Origin of the sequence: Palleronia sp. (genome assembly GCF_042089775.1) — a bacterium.
GTDB lineage: Bacteria > Pseudomonadota > Alphaproteobacteria > Rhodobacterales > Rhodobacteraceae > Palleronia.
In genome coordinates, this window is the sequence record NZ_JBELKF010000079.1 from 1 (window position 1) to 15,405 (window position 15,405).

Annotated in this window: 14 protein-coding genes; 6 read left to right on the plus strand and 8 right to left on the minus strand. The window is 65.2% G+C overall.

Annotated elements, in window-relative coordinates:
- Nucleotides 1-350 precede the first annotated feature (350 nt).
- From ACFDS3_RS15625 to ACFDS3_RS15655, 7 genes are all read right to left on the minus strand, one after another.
- The gene (locus ACFDS3_RS15625) at nucleotides 351-641 is read right to left on the minus strand and encodes a hypothetical protein (protein WP_375263284.1); all 291 of its coding nucleotides are present in this window, start codon (nucleotides 639-641) and stop codon (nucleotides 351-353) included.
- Nucleotides 642-686: 45 nt separating this feature from the next.
- Complete coding sequence (locus ACFDS3_RS15630) at nucleotides 687-959, minus strand: hypothetical protein (protein ID WP_375263285.1); 273 nt, start codon at nucleotides 957-959, stop codon at nucleotides 687-689.
- A 112-nt stretch (nucleotides 960-1,071) separates the two neighbouring features.
- A complete protein-coding gene (locus ACFDS3_RS15635) occupies nucleotides 1,072-1,446 on the minus strand; it encodes a sensory rhodopsin transducer (RefSeq protein WP_375263286.1) in 375 nt (124 codons plus the stop codon).
- Nucleotides 1,447-1,548: 102 nt separating this feature from the next.
- Nucleotides 1,549-2,850 carry a TRAP transporter large permease gene (locus ACFDS3_RS15640; protein ID WP_375263287.1) on the minus strand — a complete coding sequence of 434 codons (1,302 nt, stop codon included), beginning with the start codon at nucleotides 2,848-2,850 and terminating at the stop codon, nucleotides 1,549-1,551.
- Nucleotides 2,850-3,401, minus strand: a complete 552-nt coding sequence (locus tag ACFDS3_RS15645) for a TRAP transporter small permease (RefSeq protein WP_375263288.1) — start codon at nucleotides 3,399-3,401, stop codon at nucleotides 2,850-2,852. The genes ACFDS3_RS15640 and ACFDS3_RS15645 overlap by 1 nt, the downstream gene beginning before the upstream one ends.
- Nucleotides 3,402-3,470: 69 nt before the next feature.
- The gene (locus tag ACFDS3_RS15650; protein ID WP_375263289.1) at nucleotides 3,471-4,439 is read right to left on the minus strand and encodes a TRAP transporter substrate-binding protein; all 969 of its coding nucleotides are present in this window, start codon (nucleotides 4,437-4,439) and stop codon (nucleotides 3,471-3,473) included.
- A gap of 187 nt (nucleotides 4,440-4,626) precedes the next feature.
- The gene (locus tag ACFDS3_RS15655; RefSeq protein WP_375263290.1) at nucleotides 4,627-5,892 is read right to left on the minus strand and encodes a glycerate kinase; all 1,266 of its coding nucleotides are present in this window, start codon (nucleotides 5,890-5,892) and stop codon (nucleotides 4,627-4,629) included.
- A gap of 307 nt (nucleotides 5,893-6,199) precedes the next feature.
- On the opposite strand from ACFDS3_RS15655, the gene ACFDS3_RS15660 reads away from it, so the two are divergent.
- The 6 genes from ACFDS3_RS15660 (at nucleotide 6,200) to ACFDS3_RS15685 (ending at nucleotide 14,146) form a co-directional block, all read left to right on the plus strand.
- The gene (locus ACFDS3_RS15660) at nucleotides 6,200-7,816 is read left to right on the plus strand and encodes a peptide ABC transporter substrate-binding protein (protein ID WP_375263291.1); all 1,617 of its coding nucleotides are present in this window, start codon (nucleotides 6,200-6,202) and stop codon (nucleotides 7,814-7,816) included.
- Nucleotides 7,817-7,931: 115 nt separating this feature from the next.
- Nucleotides 7,932-8,855: an oligopeptide ABC transporter permease OppB gene (oppB, locus tag ACFDS3_RS15665; protein WP_375263292.1), complete on the plus strand. Its 924-nt coding sequence runs from the start codon at nucleotides 7,932-7,934 to the stop codon at nucleotides 8,853-8,855.
- 1 nt (nucleotide 8,856) lies between these two features.
- Nucleotides 8,857-9,777 (plus strand): ABC transporter permease subunit, encoded by a 921-nt coding sequence (locus tag ACFDS3_RS15670; protein WP_375263293.1) that lies wholly within the window; start codon nucleotides 8,857-8,859, stop codon nucleotides 9,775-9,777.
- Nucleotides 9,777-10,748: an oligopeptide/dipeptide ABC transporter ATP-binding protein gene (locus tag ACFDS3_RS15675; protein ID WP_375263294.1), complete on the plus strand. Its 972-nt coding sequence runs from the start codon at nucleotides 9,777-9,779 to the stop codon at nucleotides 10,746-10,748. The genes ACFDS3_RS15670 and ACFDS3_RS15675 overlap by 1 nt, the downstream gene beginning before the upstream one ends.
- Nucleotides 10,749-10,821: 73 nt before the next feature.
- On the plus strand, nucleotides 10,822-11,826 hold the full coding sequence (locus tag ACFDS3_RS15680) for an oligopeptide/dipeptide ABC transporter ATP-binding protein (protein WP_375263295.1): 1,005 nt from the start codon (nucleotides 10,822-10,824) through the stop codon (nucleotides 11,824-11,826).
- A gap of 1,102 nt (nucleotides 11,827-12,928) precedes the next feature.
- Nucleotides 12,929-14,146 carry an MFS transporter gene (locus tag ACFDS3_RS15685; protein WP_375263296.1) on the plus strand — a complete coding sequence of 406 codons (1,218 nt, stop codon included), beginning with the start codon at nucleotides 12,929-12,931 and terminating at the stop codon, nucleotides 14,144-14,146.
- A gap of 25 nt (nucleotides 14,147-14,171) precedes the next feature.
- On the opposite strand, the gene ACFDS3_RS15690 is transcribed toward ACFDS3_RS15685, so the two are convergent.
- A complete protein-coding gene (locus ACFDS3_RS15690) occupies nucleotides 14,172-14,921 on the minus strand; it encodes a DUF4336 domain-containing protein (protein ID WP_375263297.1) in 750 nt (249 codons plus the stop codon).
- Nucleotides 14,922-15,405: the final 484 nt, after the last annotated feature.

The window sequence follows — 15,405 nt, forward strand, 5'->3', positions numbered from 1 at the left end:
GCGCCACGCTGCACTGCTGCAGGTCGTCCACGATACCGACATCTTCGACTGGGGCACGACCTACCTCGACTGCCTGAACCGGATCGACCGGAACGCAACCCAAGCCAGACCGCCCGATTCCTGACACCGACTTCATGACCCAATCGTCAGTTGGATTGTTGAGCCCCATGGCGAGAGCGGGCCGGTCGACAGTTATCCGCGGACTCAGATCCCACGATTTCAGCTGATCTGTGGAAGTCCATGGCAGGAGCCAATATGCCTGCCCCGGCGGCCGTGAAATGGTGCTCTTGAGCCAAAGGCCCAGATCGTTGCGAGGCGACAGGAGGCGATGGAAAGCGCCTCTGCATCGTTCAGCCGATACGCGGCAAAGCTGGAGTGCCCTCACTGCCGCGCAGGGCTTGCAACGTCCCTGCGGCCGGTAGCAAGACCGCACCTGCGTGCTGCTTGCCGCAGAACCCGGCGCATTGCCCCCGCCACTCGCCGGGGATAGCCGGCTCGGGGTAAAGCTCGTTGTCGCGGCCGGGGATCAGGTCCGTCTTGCCCTGAAGAATCGGCACCCGTAAGCTGTGGATCACGTTGTCCGACTCCAGCTTCAGCTGCGCGCGCCTTCCGACCGGAAGGTGAAGCTCGTTTGCGGTCACCGCGACGACCTCGCCCGCCTCGTCGAGGTAGCGGAACTCCCAACACTACAGGCGGCCTGCGACCTCGATCGTGGGGCCGGCCGCCCCGTCCGGGCCCTCCGTCTCGCCGCCGATCGCCACACCGAACAGGGTCAGCGCGATGATCGCGCGGACCGGCGCCACCACGCCGCCCGTCACCACCATGGCGGTCGACGCCCGGAACGAGATCGGACGATCGTCGCCCCTGCGGTTCAGCATCAGCCCCAGAAGCAGAAGCCCGATCATGATCGAAAAGATGATTACTGCCACGCCGAGGAGCCAGTACGTCAGCAGCGCCAACAGCCGCGCATCCTCACTGGCCAAGCCAGCACTTTCTGCGGTCTGCTGCAGCCGGCCAGCAGAAGAAGGGTCCAAGCCGCGCCGGCGCCCGGTTTCGGCAGGCGCCACCGCATCAGAGGGCGGGAAAGGCGACGGTGCTGAGAAGCGCGAAGGCCTCGGGCCGGCTGTCGAGCGGGCTGTGCTGCACGACCACCGGCACGTTCGGTTCGATCACAGTGGCATAGTCGGTGTCGCGCGGCACCGGCTCGGGGTCGTCGAGGTCGTATGCGCGCAGGTGCATCGTCCGCTCGGCCGGGACCACGACGCCGCAAGGCCCAACCGGCGCGCGATCGGCAAAGAACAGCGTGATCGAGATCTGCGCGTCGTCCGGCCCGGTATTCAGGATGCAGAAGGTCTCGTGGCTTTCGAGCGCGCGATCCTCCTTGATCCCGGGACTCGGGATGTACCCTTCGGCGACTACCCAACGCGTCGATCCTATGGACTCCATGACGTCTCCCTCGATTGAACCCGTGATCGTTGTCGGCAGCAGTAGCCGTTTCTTCAACGGCACCGCCGCCAATGCGTTTCAGCAGGACATGGGGTGAGCCTGTCAGGAATTGAGCATGGTTCTCGGCAACCACAGGGCGATCTGAGGGAAGAGGGACAAGAGCAGCACGGCCAAGACCAGAAGGCCGAAGAACGGTGCCGCATAGGTTGCGAGCGTCAGGATGTCCCGGCCCGTTATCTTCTGCAGCACGAAGAGGTTGAAGCCCACCGGCGGGGTGATCTGGCTCATCTCGACCACGAGGACGAGGAACACGCCGAACCAGATCGGGTCGATTCCCGCCGCGAGCACCATGGGCATGATGATGGACACAGTGAGCACGACGATCGAGATCCCGTCGAGGAACATCCCCATCACGATGAAGAAGACCGTCAGCGCCGCCAGCAGCGCGAGGGGCGACAGGCTCATGCTGCCGATCCACGCGGCCAGCGCGCGCGGGATGCCGGTATATCCCATGGCGACGGTCAGGAACGCCGCGCCCGCGAGGATGAAGGCAATCATGCAGGTGGTCTGGGTCGCGGCCAGCAGCGCATCTGCCGCTCCACGCCAATTCAGGGCGCCCGTGGCGGAGGCCAGGATCAGTGCTCCGGCCACGCCGATCACCGCCGCCTCGGTCGGCGAGGCGATGCCTGCGTAGATCGAGCCGATCACTGCGACGATCAGCCCGACGACCGGCAGAAGGCGCAGCACGGCGCGGGCGTCGTCGCCGGTCACCTTCAGCTCATCGCGCGGCATGGCGGACGGGTGTGTCAGTGCCCAGATCATGATGTAGCCCGAGAACAGCACCGCCAGCATCAGCCCCGGCATCAGCCCGGCAAGGAACAGGCGGGCGATCGACTGCTCGGTCGCGGCGCCATAGACGATCAGGATGATCGACGGCGGGATCAGGAAGCCGAAAGTGCCCGACCCGGCAAGGGTGCCTATCGCGATGCGTGGATCGTAGCCGCGCGCGGTCAGTTCCGGCACCGACATCCGGCCGATCGTGGCCGTCGTCGCCGCGGAAGACCCCGACACCGCCGCGAACAACGCGCAGCCCAGGACGTTGACGTGCAGCAGCCGCCCCGGCAGGTGCCGCGTGAACGGTGCGAGCCCGGCGAACATGTCCGCCGACAGGCGCGAGCGCACGAGGATCTCGCCCATCCAGATGAACATGGGCAGCGCGGTCAGGTCCCAGACGGTCAGTCCGCCCCAGACACGCGTGGCGAAGACCAGCGTCACCGGCGCGGAAGAGGCCGCGATCATGGCCGCCAGCCCTACAGTGATGAGGGCGAAGCCGATCCACAGGCCCGCGGCCAGAGCGGCAAAAAGCAGGCCGATCAGGATCGGCGCGACGATCGCGATCTCCATCAGCCTTCTACTCCGGCCCCGGCCTCGGCGACCTCGTACGAGGGCGCACCGCCCCGGATCAGGACGACCAGCGCGTCGATCAGGGCGATCGTGAGCAGCGCAAGGCCCAGCGTCATCACCCCCTGAGGCAGCCAGAGCGGGATGCGCAGCATTCCGAAGCTGACGCTGTCAAAGGCCCAGCTATCCGCGGTTTGGAGCCAGCTTGACCACGTCGCGAACGTCGACAGACCCGCCGCGATCGCCGCAACCACCGCCGACAGCACGCGCGCCGCCCCGGCCGGCAACGCGTTGGTCAGGAGCGACACGCGAACGTGGCCTCCCCGCACGAAGGTGCCAGCGAGCCCCAGGAACACTGCGCCAAGGAACAGAAAGCTGCCGAGTTCGGCCAGTGAGGGAACGGTCAGCCCCGGCGGCGAGACGCCGGCCAGACGGGCGAAACGGTCGATCAGGCGGCCGACGACCTGGAACAGGACGAGAGCAGCAATCGCCGCGAAGCCCAACGCCGACAGGATGAGTGCCGCGGCGTAGAGCCGGTCGAGAAACAGTCGCATGGGACGCTCCGATTGACGGACGGGGACATGTGAGCCGGAGCCACCGAACGGCGACCCCGGCAGAGGCGGTTATTCCGACCGGTAGGCTTCGATGACGGCCTGCCCGTCTTCGCCAGCCGTTTCGAGCCATTCAGAGGTCATCGTCTCGCCGATCTCGGCCAGCTCCGAAGACAAGGTTTCGGAGGGTTGCACCACCTGCATCCCGTTCTCCTTCAGCGCGGCGATCTGAGCTTCGGTCTCGGCCTCCGACATCTCCCAGCCGCGCGCCTCGGCGGCTTCGGCCGCGTCCATCACGGCGGCCCGCACGTCTTCGGGCAAGCCTTCGAAGGCAGCCGTATTCACGATCACCATGTTCTTCGGCAGCCACGCCTCAAGTTCGGTGTAGGTCGAAACGAAGTCCCACGCTTGCGAGGACACACCGGTGGAGGGAGACGTGATCATCGCGTCGGCCCGGCCGGTGGCGAAAGCGGTCGGGATGTCGCCCGTTTCGATCTGAGTGGGTACGGCGCCCATCAGCGTCGCCAGCCGCTCGGTCGCCGCATTGTAGGCGCGGAAGGAGGTCCCTTCGAGGTCCGAGACGCTTTCGACCGGCTCTTGCGTGTAAAGGCTCTGCCCCGGCCACGGCACCGCAAAGAGCAGCGTCAGCCCCTGCCCCGCCAGCCGCTCTTCGATCACGGGGCGCGACGCCTCCCACAGCTTTTCCGCCTCGTCATAGCTCGCCGCGAGGAACGGAACCGAGTCGACCCCGAAGATCGGGTCCTCGTTCTCGAGCCGGGACATCAGCGTTTCGCCAATCGGGGCAAGCCCGCGGCGCACCGCATCCTTGATTTCGGGATGGGCAAAGAGCGAGCCGGCCGAGTGAACAGTGATCTCCAGCCCTCCATCCGTCGCCTCGGAGACGTCCTCGGCGAATTGGGTGATGTTCTGGGTGTGGAAGACGGTGTCACCGTAGGGGGTGGGCATGTCCCAGGTCTCGGCGGTCGCGGGTAGAGCCGCGGCTGCGACGAGGCCGGCAAGGATCTTGGAGGTGGTGTTCATGGTGCTTCCCTGTCTTTGGCTGTCGGACGAGCGTCATTGTTTCTCTGCCGGGCGCCCGCTCTTGCGCACCGATCACCCACGGTTGACCAACTCGGCGCCATATTCAACAAGCCGTCGCCGCATGTCAGGAAGTTGCGACCAGAGGAACGCCACTCCGCGCTGCCATGCTCAGTTCACACCAGCCGCATCAACTTGAGATGAAAACTTGGACGTCCGCCACATTCGTTCCAGTCGCGCGCTGGGGAATCAAATCCCCCGAGCGCTCGAGTGCATGGTAGCTGTCGCTGTCTGCAAGGTAACGCTCCGCATCGCCTCCTGCCCGCCGAAGCCGATCCAGGGATCGGTCATCCACACAGGCACCCGCTGCGCTCGTAGGACCGTCCCTCCCGTCGGTGCCGCCGCTCAGGAACACCCACGGACCGGCTAGACCCCGCCGCTCTGCCTCGAGCGCCACCCGAAGCGCCAGCTCCTGGTTGCGTCCACCTACGCCGGAGCCGCGTAACTTGACGGTTGTCTCGCCTCCAAAGAGCAACACAGGCCGTTGGGGGTTGCCGAGGCGTGCGCCGACGATGAACCGGGCGGCCTCCTCCACTGAACCCACCAGCGCATCAGTGACGATAGTGGCCTCGTCCCCTGCAAGCTCCAGCATGGCGAGAAGGCTCATCCGGTTGCTGCCGACAAGAAGCGCCTCGCTTGGCGCTACAGGAGTATCATTCTCTTCGGCCGTGAGGACCTGAACCACGGCGTCGGGTAGCGCCTCCCAGATCCCCAGTTCATGAAGCGTCGCAACCGCTTCGGCACGGGTCCCGATCGGAGACACGGTCGGGCCGCTGGCCACGACCGAAAGATCGTCTCCGATGACATCGGAAAGGATCAGGCTGATTACCCGCGCAGGAGCCGCCTGTCGCGCGAGGCCGCCCCCCTTGAGACGCGAAAGCCGTTGACGCACCAGGTTTGTCTGCCGGATGTCCGCGCCCGACCCGAGCAGGAGTTCATTCACGCCAGCTTTCTCGGCGAGGCCCATTCCATCTACCGGCGCAGGCAAGAGCGCAGACCCGCCACCGCTGATCAGACAGAGCAGCACGTCGTCTGCCCCGGCTCTTGCCGCAACCCGCTCGACCTCAAGAGCAGCCTTCAGGCCTGCTGCGTCCGGGATCGGGTGGCCCGCAAGGAGAACGCGAACGCCATCGATCCGGGTCTCATTCTCGTAGTTCGTGACGACCAGCCGCTCGCCCCGGGTCGTCTCTGGAAGGCTTTCCAATGCTGCGTGCATCATGGCACCTGCGGCCTTGCCGAAAGCTATTACATGAAAGCAGCCCCCATCCGGCACTTCTACCGGACGGACCGCCAAAGCGTCGTGCACCACGACATCTGGCCGGGCGGCCTCGATCGCACGTTCGTACAGCCCCAGCACCTGGCGGCGCAGATGCTCGCGTTCGACAGGTTCTGCCATTATCCGTCATCCGTCAGCCGAAGGTCGACCTAGTAAGACCGCAGCGTGTCGAGGATGCAAAGCCTCAAACGGCTCGAGCGCGCCTGTGCCCCTGATCTGAGCGACCCGCTAATGTGCCACGACGTTGTGAACACGCAGACGGAACGCAGCATGAGCATCGGCCGGACGGACTGAGAGCTTTTCCCAGCTGCCACGACGCGACGTTACCATTCATTCTCTGGTTGCGCCCAATGTCTCGAAGATAAAGAATTTGGGCCTTCGCTCAACGACGCAGCCAAAGCGCTCGATCCACAGGGAGATAAACACCATGATGCGCAGAACCCTTCTGACCATGACCAGCGCGACGGCGCTGACCCTTGCCGGGCCGCTTTCTGCCGCCGACGTCCCCGAGGGCGTCGAGCTGGCCGAGAATCAGACCTTCTCCTACCGCGAACTCGACCAGCCGGCGTCGATCGACCCGCAGCTCGTCGAGGGCGTCCCCGGCGCCCACGTGATCCAGCAGCTCTTCGAGGGGCTGATGATCCAGGACGAGAATGGCGAGATCGTCCCCGGCGTCGCCACCGGCTTCGAGGCGAACGAGGACAACACCGAGTTCACTTTCACACTGCGCGACGACGCGCGCTGGTCGAACGGCGATCCCGTGACCGCCGGCGATTTCGTCTATGCCTGGCGCCGGGCCGCCGATCCGGCGACCGCGTCGACCTACGCATGGTTCGTGGAACTGGCCGGTATCCAGAACGCCGCCGAGATCATCGCCGGCGAGGCCGCGCCCGACACGCTGGGCGTCGAGGCCGTTGACGATCACACGCTGCGCGTCTCGCTTGTGGACCCGAAGCCCTGGTTCCCGCAGATGACCGCCCACACGACGCTGGCGCCCGTCCATCAGCCGACGATCGAAGAGCATGGCGACGCCTGGACGAACCCCGGGAACATCGTCTCGAACGGTGCCTACGTCCTCGACGAGATGCAGCTCAACGAATACTGGAGCGCCTCGAAGAACCAGGAATACTGGGACGCCGACAACGTCGTGATCGAGGAAGTCTCGAGTTACATCATCAACGACACCAGCCAGGCCCTGACCCGTTGGGAAGCGGGCGAGTTCGACCTGCTGGAGCCTGTGCCGGCCGGCAGCTACCCGCGCCTCAAGGACCAGTATCCCGACGCGGCGCATTCGACCCCGCGCCTTTGCACCTACTACTACACGCTGAACATGGGCCAGAACGGCCCCGAGGCGCTGAAGGACCCCCGTGTGCGCCAGGCGCTTTCTCTGGCTATCGACCGCGACGTGATCGTGGATCGCCTGCTGCAAGGCGGCCAGGGTGCGGCCTTCACCTTCACGCCCGACGCCACCGACGGCTTCGTCGCCCCCGAGATCGAATACGCCGGCTGGACCCAGCAAGAGCGCGACCAGCGCGCGAAGGAACTGATCGAAGAGGCCGGCTACGAGGACCTGAACTTCGACCTGCTCTTCAACACCGACGAGTCGCACCGCCAGATCGCAACGGTCATCAGCCAGATGTGGAGCCAGAAGCTGGGGGTCGAGACCACGCTGCAGAACCAGGAATGGTCTACCTACCTGGATACCCGCCGCGAGGGCGACTTCGACATCGCACGCGCTGCCTGGTGCGGCGACTACAACGAACCTTCGACATTCCTCGACGTGCTGACGACCGGCGTTCCGCAGAACTCGGGCAGCTTCTCAAACGAGGAATACGACGCTCTTCTCGACCAGGCGCCGACGGCCGAAGATCGCGAGGGGATCTACACCCAGGCCGAAGCCATCCTGTCGGAAGAGACGCCGGTCATCCCGATCTACCACTACGCCAACGCGTTCCTCCTCGATCCAACGATCAAGGGCTTCCCGATGAACAACGTCGAGAACAACTGGTACGTGAAGAACTTCTACCGCGTCGCCGAAGAGTGACCTGACCGGGGGGCGCCGCACCGCGCCCCCGATCCCCTACCCCCGGCGCGGTCATCAGACAAACTGCACCGATCCTCCCGCAAGTCAGGGCGTCCCCGCGCCCCGGAGACACACCGTGATCACCTTCATCCTGCGCCGCATCGCCGTGGCGGTTCCGACGCTTCTGGCGCTGATCGTATTCTCGTTCCTGCTGATGGAATTCGCGCCCGGCAGCCCCTTTGCCACCGAGCGCGGCATCCCCCCCGACGTTCTGGCCAACCTCGAAGCCAAATACGGGCTCGATCGCAGCCTGATCGAACGCATGGCCATCTATGTCTGGAACATCGTCACCGACTTCGACTTCGGGCCGTCCTTCGCGTTCGCCAGCCGGTCGGTGAACGACATCATCGCGCAGGGCTTTCCCGTGACGCTGACCTACGGGTTCTGGTCCTTCGTCGTGGCCGTGGCCGTCGGCGTGAGCCTCGGCGTCATTGCCGCCATCCGCCACAACTCGTCGGTGGATTACGCGGCAGTCGGCTTCACCGTGGGCGCGCAGGTGCTGCCGAACTTCGTCATGGCGCCGATCCTCGTGCTGATCTTCACGCTCTGGCTCGGTTGGTTGCCGGGCGGCGGCTGGCGCGGCGGGCAGATCGAATACATCATCCTGCCGGTCATCGCGCTGTCGACATCGTACATGGCGTCGATCGCTCGTATCACGCGGTCCTCGATGCTCGAAGTGCTGAACGCCAACTTCATCCGCACCGCCCGCGCCAAAGGCCTGCCGATGCGCCGCGTCATCCTGCGCCATGCCCTGAAGCCCGCCATGCTGCCCGTTGTCAGCTATCTCGGCCCGGCCTTCGTGGGCATGATCACCGGCTCGGTGGTGATCGACGTGTTCTTCTCGACTGGCGGGATCGGGCAGTTCTTCGTCAATTCGGCGCTGTCGCGGGACTACTCGGTGATCCTTGGCATCACGATCCTGTTCGGAGCGCTCACGGTGCTCTTCAATCTCCTGGTCGACGTCGCCTATGCGTGGATCGACCCCAAGATCCGGTACTGACATGTCCGACATCATGACCTCGGAAACGCAGATGGAGCCGGGCCTGCCTCAAGGCAAGGGCCGGTCTCTCTGGGCCGACGCCCGCCGCCGGTTCCTGCGAAACAAGGCTGCCGTCACCTCGCTTGTCGTGCTTGCGCTGGTCCTGGCCTTTGCCTGCTTCGGACAGTTCCTGACACCCTGGAGCAACGCCGAGATCGACTGGAACCTCCTCGGAATGATCCCGCAGGAAGGTGGCCCCAGCATCGAGAACCGCCACTATTTCGGCGTGGATGAAACCGGGCGCGACCTCTACGCCCGCCTCGTGCAGGGCACACGGATCAGCCTCGCGGTCGGTATCGTCGGCGCGCTGATTTCGGTCATCGTGGGCACCATCTACGGCGCTGTGGCCGGCTATGTCGGCGGAAAGACCGACAACGTCATGATGCGTTTCGTCGACCTGATGATGTCGATCCCCTACATGTTCGTGCTGATCCTGCTGCTGGTGATCTTCTCGCGATCCATCGTGATGCTCTTCGTCGGCATCGGGTTGATCTCGTGGCTGGACATGGCGCGGATCGCCCGCGGCCAGACCCTGTCCATCAGGAACACCGAATATGTCGAGGCCGCGCAGGCGATCGGCGTCTCGACCCCCACTATCATCCGCCGGCATATCATCCCGAACCTGCTGGGCGTCGTGATCGTCTATGCCACGCTGCTGGTCCCGCAGATGATCATCTTCGAATCGTTCATCTCTTTCCTGGGCTTGGGCGTGCAGGAGCCGTCGACCTCGTGGGGTGCCCTCATCAATCAAGGGGCGGCCAACCTGCGCAACGGCACGCCCTGGATGCTGGGATTCCCTCTCGCCTTCTTCGTCGTCACGCTTTTCGCCATGTTCTTCCTTGGCGACGGCCTGCGCGACGCGCTCGATCCGAAGGACCGCTGATGCCCCTGCTTACCGTGAAAGACCTCGGCGTGGCGTTCGATACGCCGGACGGCACCGTCAATGCCGTCAATGGCCTCAGCTTCGAGATCGACCGGGGCGAGACCCTCGCCATCGTCGGCGAAAGCGGCTCCGGGAAGTCGCAGACCGCCTTCGCCGCAATGGGGCTTCTGGCGGGCAACGGCCGGGCCACCGGCTCCGTCACCTTCGACGGGCGCGAGATCCTCGGCCTCAGCCAGTCGCGTCTCAACGAAGTGCGCGGCGATGCGATGTCGATGATCTTTCAGGACCCGATGACCTCGCTGAACCCCTACCTCAAGGTCGGCCCGCAGATGATCGAGGTCCTGCAGCTCCACAAGGGGATGGGCAAGCGCGAGGCACGGGCCGAGGCGGCGCGGATGCTCGACGCCGTGCGCATTCCGGACGCAAGGGCGCGGCTGGACCAGTATCCGCACGAGTTCTCGGGCGGGATGCGCCAGCGGATCATGATCGCCATGTCGCTGCTCTGCCGCCCCAAGCTTCTGATCGCGGACGAACCGACCACGGCGCTCGACGTGACCGTGCAGGCTCAGATCATGGCGCTGCTGGCCGATATCCGGGCCGAATTCGACACCGCCATGATCCTCATCACCCACGACCTCGGCATCGTCGCGGACAGCTGCGAACGCACCCTCGTCATGTATGGCGGCCGCGTCATGGAAACCGGCCCGACCGAGGATCTGTTCGAGCGTCCGACACAACCCTACACGGTGGGCCTGATGAAGGCGGTGCCCCGCCTCGACGTCGACCAGGACGAGCTGGAAACCATCCCCGGCGAGCCGCCCGACATGAGCCGCCTGCCCGCCGGCTGCCCCTTCTCGCCCCGGTGCGCACATGTGCGCGATGTCTGCTGGTCGGTGATGCCGCCGCTCGAGCCGGTCGGCGCACTTCACCGTGCGTGCCACGCCCCCGTCGAGGAGGTGCCCGCGCCATGACCGCATTTATCTATCCAATTAAGCATGCCGCCCGACCCGCCACGCACGGAACGGTGGCAGGAAAGACGCCGCGATGACCCTTCTGCGCGTTCGCGACCTCGACGTCACCTTCGACATCACGCCCCGGGGCGCTTGGCCCTGGACGCCGCCCAACAAGCTGCAGGCGGTCAAGGACATGAGCTTCGATCTCGAAGCGGGGCAGACGCTTGGCGTCGTGGGGGAGTCAGGCTCGGGCAAGTCGACCCTCGCCCGCGCGCTCATCGGCACCGTTCCGGCCTCGGGCGGCCAGATCCTGTGGGGCGACAAAGATCTGCGCAAGATGTCGCCGCGGGACCGGCGGGCGCATCGACGCGAGGTGCAGATGGTGTTCCAGGACCCGCTGGCCGCACTGAACCCCCGGATGAACGTGGGCCAGATCATCGCCGAGCCGCTGGTCACGCATAACTCTGACGTCTCGCAGAAAGAGGCCCGCCGCCGCGCCAGCGAGATGATGGAGCGGGTGGGCCTGCTGCCGAACCTCGTCGGCCGTTACCCGCACGAGTTCTCGGGCGGCCAATGCCAGCGGATCGGGATCGCGCGCGCGCTGATCCTCGAGCCGCGCCTCCTGATCTGTGACGAGCCCGTGTCGGCACTCGACGTGTCGGTGCAGGCGCAGGTAGTAAACCTGCTGAAACAGCTCAGCCGCGAGATGGGGTTGGCGATGATCTTCATCGCCCATGACCTCAGTATCGTGAAGCACGTCTCGGACCGGACGCTGGTGATGTATCTGGGGCGCAAGATGGAAGAGGCCGAGGCCCGCACCCTCGTCCACGCGCCCCGCCATCCCTACACGCAGGCGCTGATCTCTTCGGTGCCGATACCCGACCCCAAGCGCGAACGCGAACGCGAGCGCCCTGTGCTGGAGGGAGAGCTGCCCTCGCCCGTGAACCCGCCCTCGGGATGCGTCTTCCGCACGCGGTGTCCGAAGGCCCAACCGGACTGCGCCGAGCACGTCCCGCCGATGCTGGAACCCGTCGAGGGCCACACGGTCGCCTGCACCTACCAGGAGGTGATCTCTCCGTTGGCGAAAGCGGATTAGGCTTGCGCCATTCGGTCGCCAAATGCGCCCGAGCACAAGCCTATCTCGAATGCGAAGTATCGAATGCGGCTGGTGTTACCGCTCGTTCGCGGAAGTGCGGCTACGGTCGGTCTCTCTCTTTCGCGGGCACATGACCGCATGAAGTTCGCGCGGTGCATCCTGCGGATCTCGACGGCACGATCGGCATTGGCGGCAAGCGATGCAACGCTTGCCGCATGTGGTGGGCAGATGACAGTTGCCGCTGGTTCTGCGCTGCGCCTCGTTGTCATGCTGATGAGCAGAACGTCCATTGATAGCGCGCAATCCACGATCTCCATACCCACAAGCTGGCGAAGCCACCCTTCGCCCAAGCGAGCAACGTCTTTGTCCAGCGGCAGGTATCGCCGCGGCACCGGCGCGCATCACGGATCGAGCTGGTTGCGATGGGACCGGGTGTTCCCTGAAACCCTTGGCCGCAACGGGCGCGGAGTGCTCGGGCATGCATGGGCGCGACGGCTACCGTCGAACGACATCAAAGCGTGGTCGTGGCTCCACCGAGGACGCGCCGTTGGCGGTTTTCCGGTTCGCGAGCATGAGCACCCGGCCCAATCCGCGTCTGCCGCCAAGTCCCCCCACGGGCTATAGCCCCGTCGGTCCGGTCCGGATCGCAGTGGATGTAGATCACTCGCCGCGCACGCGATTGCACACTGGCGTGGCGCAGGTTTCGATGGTGATCTAAGCCATTTCTTCACGAGGCCCGGCGCGAAGCCGGTGCGGAAGCCGCGAAGGGTGACGTCGGGGCGAATGTCGATGACGACGGCGCCGCAAGGCGTCGGCGTCGGCGTCTTCGTCGGTCCAGTCCAGCCGCCAGCAAGGATCAGCGAACGCTTCGCTTTCGTCAGCACGTCGATCACCGTCTCGGCCCACGCACCTCACGCTCCACAACCCATTCCGACACAGGCGAGACCCCGCTCAGACCGCACGCCAATAGCGTGTTCCCTGTTCCGGCCGCTGAACTGACGCGTTCCGGGATTGCTTGGGCCTGCCTTGCGGGATACCTCTCCCGCTCGGGAGGGGTTCAACACGAGATCTCCCCCGATCTCCCAGATACGAGCGATGGCACATGACGGGCAGTGCGATAGTGGACGCGGCCGGCTCAGGGACGGGCACCGCGAAGGAGATCTCGGCACGCGCCGTGCTCGTGGCGCTCGCCATGGGCGGCTTTGCCATCGGCACGACCGAGTTCGCCTCAATGGCGCTGCTGCCGAACTTTGCGCGGGACCTTGGCGTCAGCGAGGCGCAGGCGGCGGACGCGATCAGCGCCTACGCCCTTGGCGTGGTCGCGGGTGCGCCGTTGCTGGCCGTCGCAGGCGCAAGGATGCGCAAGCGCATGCTGCTGATCTGGCTCATGGTGGCCTTCGCGATCTTCAACACGCTCTCGGCCATCGCACCGACATTCGGACTGTTCGCGCTCTCACGGTTTTTCTCTGGTCTGCCGCACGGAGCCTATTTCGGGGTAGCGGCGATCGTGGCCGCCTCGGTCGTTCCACGAAACAAGCGCGCCTCGGCGGTGGCCCGCATCTTCGTCGGCCTCACCATTGCGACCACGATCGGCGTGCCGGCCGCGAGCTGGCTGAGCGCCTTCATCGGTTGGCGCGCGGGCTATGTCATCGTGGGCATCCTGGCGCTGGCGACCGCCGTGGCGGTGATGCTGAAGGCGCCGCGCACGCCCGCCGATCCCGCGGCAAATCCCCTGCGCGAACTGTCGGCGCTGAAGAACCGCCAGGTGCTGCTGACGCTTGCCACGGGGGCGATCGGCTTTGGCGGCTTCTTCGCCGTGTACACCTACATCGCCTCGACCGTCGAAACGACGCTGGGTGCATCCGACAACGCGGTGGCGATCATGTTGGCCGTGGCAGGCATCGGCATGACGATATTCAACCTGCTCATGGGCGCGCTTGCCGACAAGAGCCTCAACCGCACGGCCTACGTGGCGTTCGGCGGGGGGACGATAGTCCTCGCCCTGTTCCCGGTTGCCGTCGACACCGGTCTCTGGACGATGGGCCTCGTGGTTCTCTTCATGGGCATGCTTGGTGGCGTTTCTACCGTGATGCAGGCGCGATTGATGAATGTCGCGGGGGATGCGCAGCAGCTCGCGGCATCCTTGCACCATGCGGCCTTCAATCTCGCCAATGCGCTGGGGCCGTTCCTGGCGGCGCGCGCTATCGCTGCCGGTCACGACTTTCCCGTGTCGGGCTATGTCGGAGCGGCGCTGAGCGCTCTGGGATTTCTGATGTACGCGATCACGCTTTGGGACGCGAGGCGCAGCGGCATCGAGTAGACCGCCGACGACCGCGTTGCTGCGCTCAGGCGTCTGCGAGAGAGCCCCACGCCTGTCTTAGCGCCGCGGTCCCATTGCGTTCGAACCAGCGCCCATGCGCAAAGATCACGCGTTCCGGCTGCCAACCGATCAGGCGGGCGAGCGCCTGCCTTGTTGAGCGGCCGCCCACGCGCAACCCCGCGCGCAGGTAGATCGGCGCGGTGGCGCGGGGGTAAAGGGTCCCGATCGCCCGTGCGAAGAGCCTTGTCCGGGCCGGGACGCGATCGGGTTCGAGGCTTTGCACCAAGTCGGTCAGGATCAGCGTCCGCGATTTGCGGTGGAGGAACGCTACCTCTCGAAATCCACCGGCACCCGGAACGACCATTAGATCAAGGTCGTCGTGCCAAGGTGCGCTGTCTTCCGTGAGTTCCTGGTCGAAGCGCACGCCGGATTTGCGCACCTGTCTACGCTGGGTCAGCTTCGGAGCCGCCCACGCAACTGCCTCGGGAAAATGGCGCTGCCAATCAGCAATCAGCGTCCAATGTCCGACATTGGGCGCGACCAGATGCCGAACCGGGCCGAGTTCCGCCAGATGCGCGGCGAGCTCGGCGTCGAACCGGATCGGCGAATGAAGCCAAAGCTCGCCTGAAGAAAGACGCACGACGGTCATCCGCACCGGCATCGTGATGCCACCTGGATGAAGCGGAGCACCGTCGACGATCCAGATGTCACCCGCCACCGCCTTCACAGTGTCGAGCGGGGGATATCCGATCTTCTCGTTTGAGGTGGCAGTCATGGGTCGCTCCGGTCGCCGGGGACTTCTCAAATCCAACCGCAGGCAGCGCCGCCGGTTCCCACAGTGCGTTTAGTGACTAGGTCCGCTGCCGGAGCAGCAGATCCCGCATACGGAGCAGCAAAGCCCACGCCTCTGAAGTGCTTTCAATCGCATTGTCGAACGCGCGTTCCTCCGCCGTTTGCCAGCGGTTTGACGTAGTTCGCTGGAAGCAAATGAACTTCGCGGCCAATCTTCGTGATCTCCGTCCCAATCGTGGCGCTAGCGCAGGCTCTCAAAGCACTTCCGAGCGCGGGACGAGGAAGCGCAACAGTAGTTGCGCTCGACAGCTTGAGCCGGGAAGCAAGTCTCGTCGGCCCTGGTACCGTGCAGCTGGAGTAGTTGATTGGTCCGATCGAGGCCGATGATTGCAACGCCAGACCTCGCGATCTTCCCCTCCTAGGCTCAGGACCCATTAATCAGGTTGAGGCTGTGCGGCCCGCATGAT

Excerpts from the sequence above, each read along its gene's own strand:
- ACFDS3_RS15635 (WP_375263286.1), bottom strand. The coding sequence starts at position 1,446 with ATGGAGTCCATAGGATCGACGCGTTGGGTAGTCGCCGAAGGGTACATC.
- ACFDS3_RS15640 (WP_375263287.1), bottom strand. The coding sequence starts at position 2,850 with ATGGAGATCGCGATCGTCGCGCCGATCCTGATCGGCCTGCTTTTTGCC.
- ACFDS3_RS15645 (WP_375263288.1), bottom strand. The coding sequence starts at position 3,401 with ATGCGACTGTTTCTCGACCGGCTCTACGCCGCGGCACTCATCCTGTCG.
- ACFDS3_RS15650 (WP_375263289.1), bottom strand. The coding sequence starts at position 4,439 with ATGAACACCACCTCCAAGATCCTTGCCGGCCTCGTCGCAGCCGCGGCT.
- ACFDS3_RS15655 (WP_375263290.1), bottom strand. The coding sequence starts at position 5,892 with ATGGCAGAACCTGTCGAACGCGAGCATCTGCGCCGCCAGGTGCTGGGG.
- ACFDS3_RS15660 (WP_375263291.1), top strand. The coding sequence starts at position 6,200 with ATGATGCGCAGAACCCTTCTGACCATGACCAGCGCGACGGCGCTGACC.
- ACFDS3_RS15670 (WP_375263293.1), top strand. The coding sequence starts at position 8,857 with ATGTCCGACATCATGACCTCGGAAACGCAGATGGAGCCGGGCCTGCCT.
- ACFDS3_RS15675 (WP_375263294.1), top strand. The coding sequence starts at position 9,777 with ATGCCCCTGCTTACCGTGAAAGACCTCGGCGTGGCGTTCGATACGCCG.
- ACFDS3_RS15680 (WP_375263295.1), top strand. The coding sequence starts at position 10,822 with ATGACCCTTCTGCGCGTTCGCGACCTCGACGTCACCTTCGACATCACG.
- ACFDS3_RS15685 (WP_375263296.1), top strand. The coding sequence starts at position 12,929 with ATGACGGGCAGTGCGATAGTGGACGCGGCCGGCTCAGGGACGGGCACC.
- ACFDS3_RS15690 (WP_375263297.1), bottom strand. The coding sequence starts at position 14,921 with ATGACTGCCACCTCAAACGAGAAGATCGGATATCCCCCGCTCGACACT.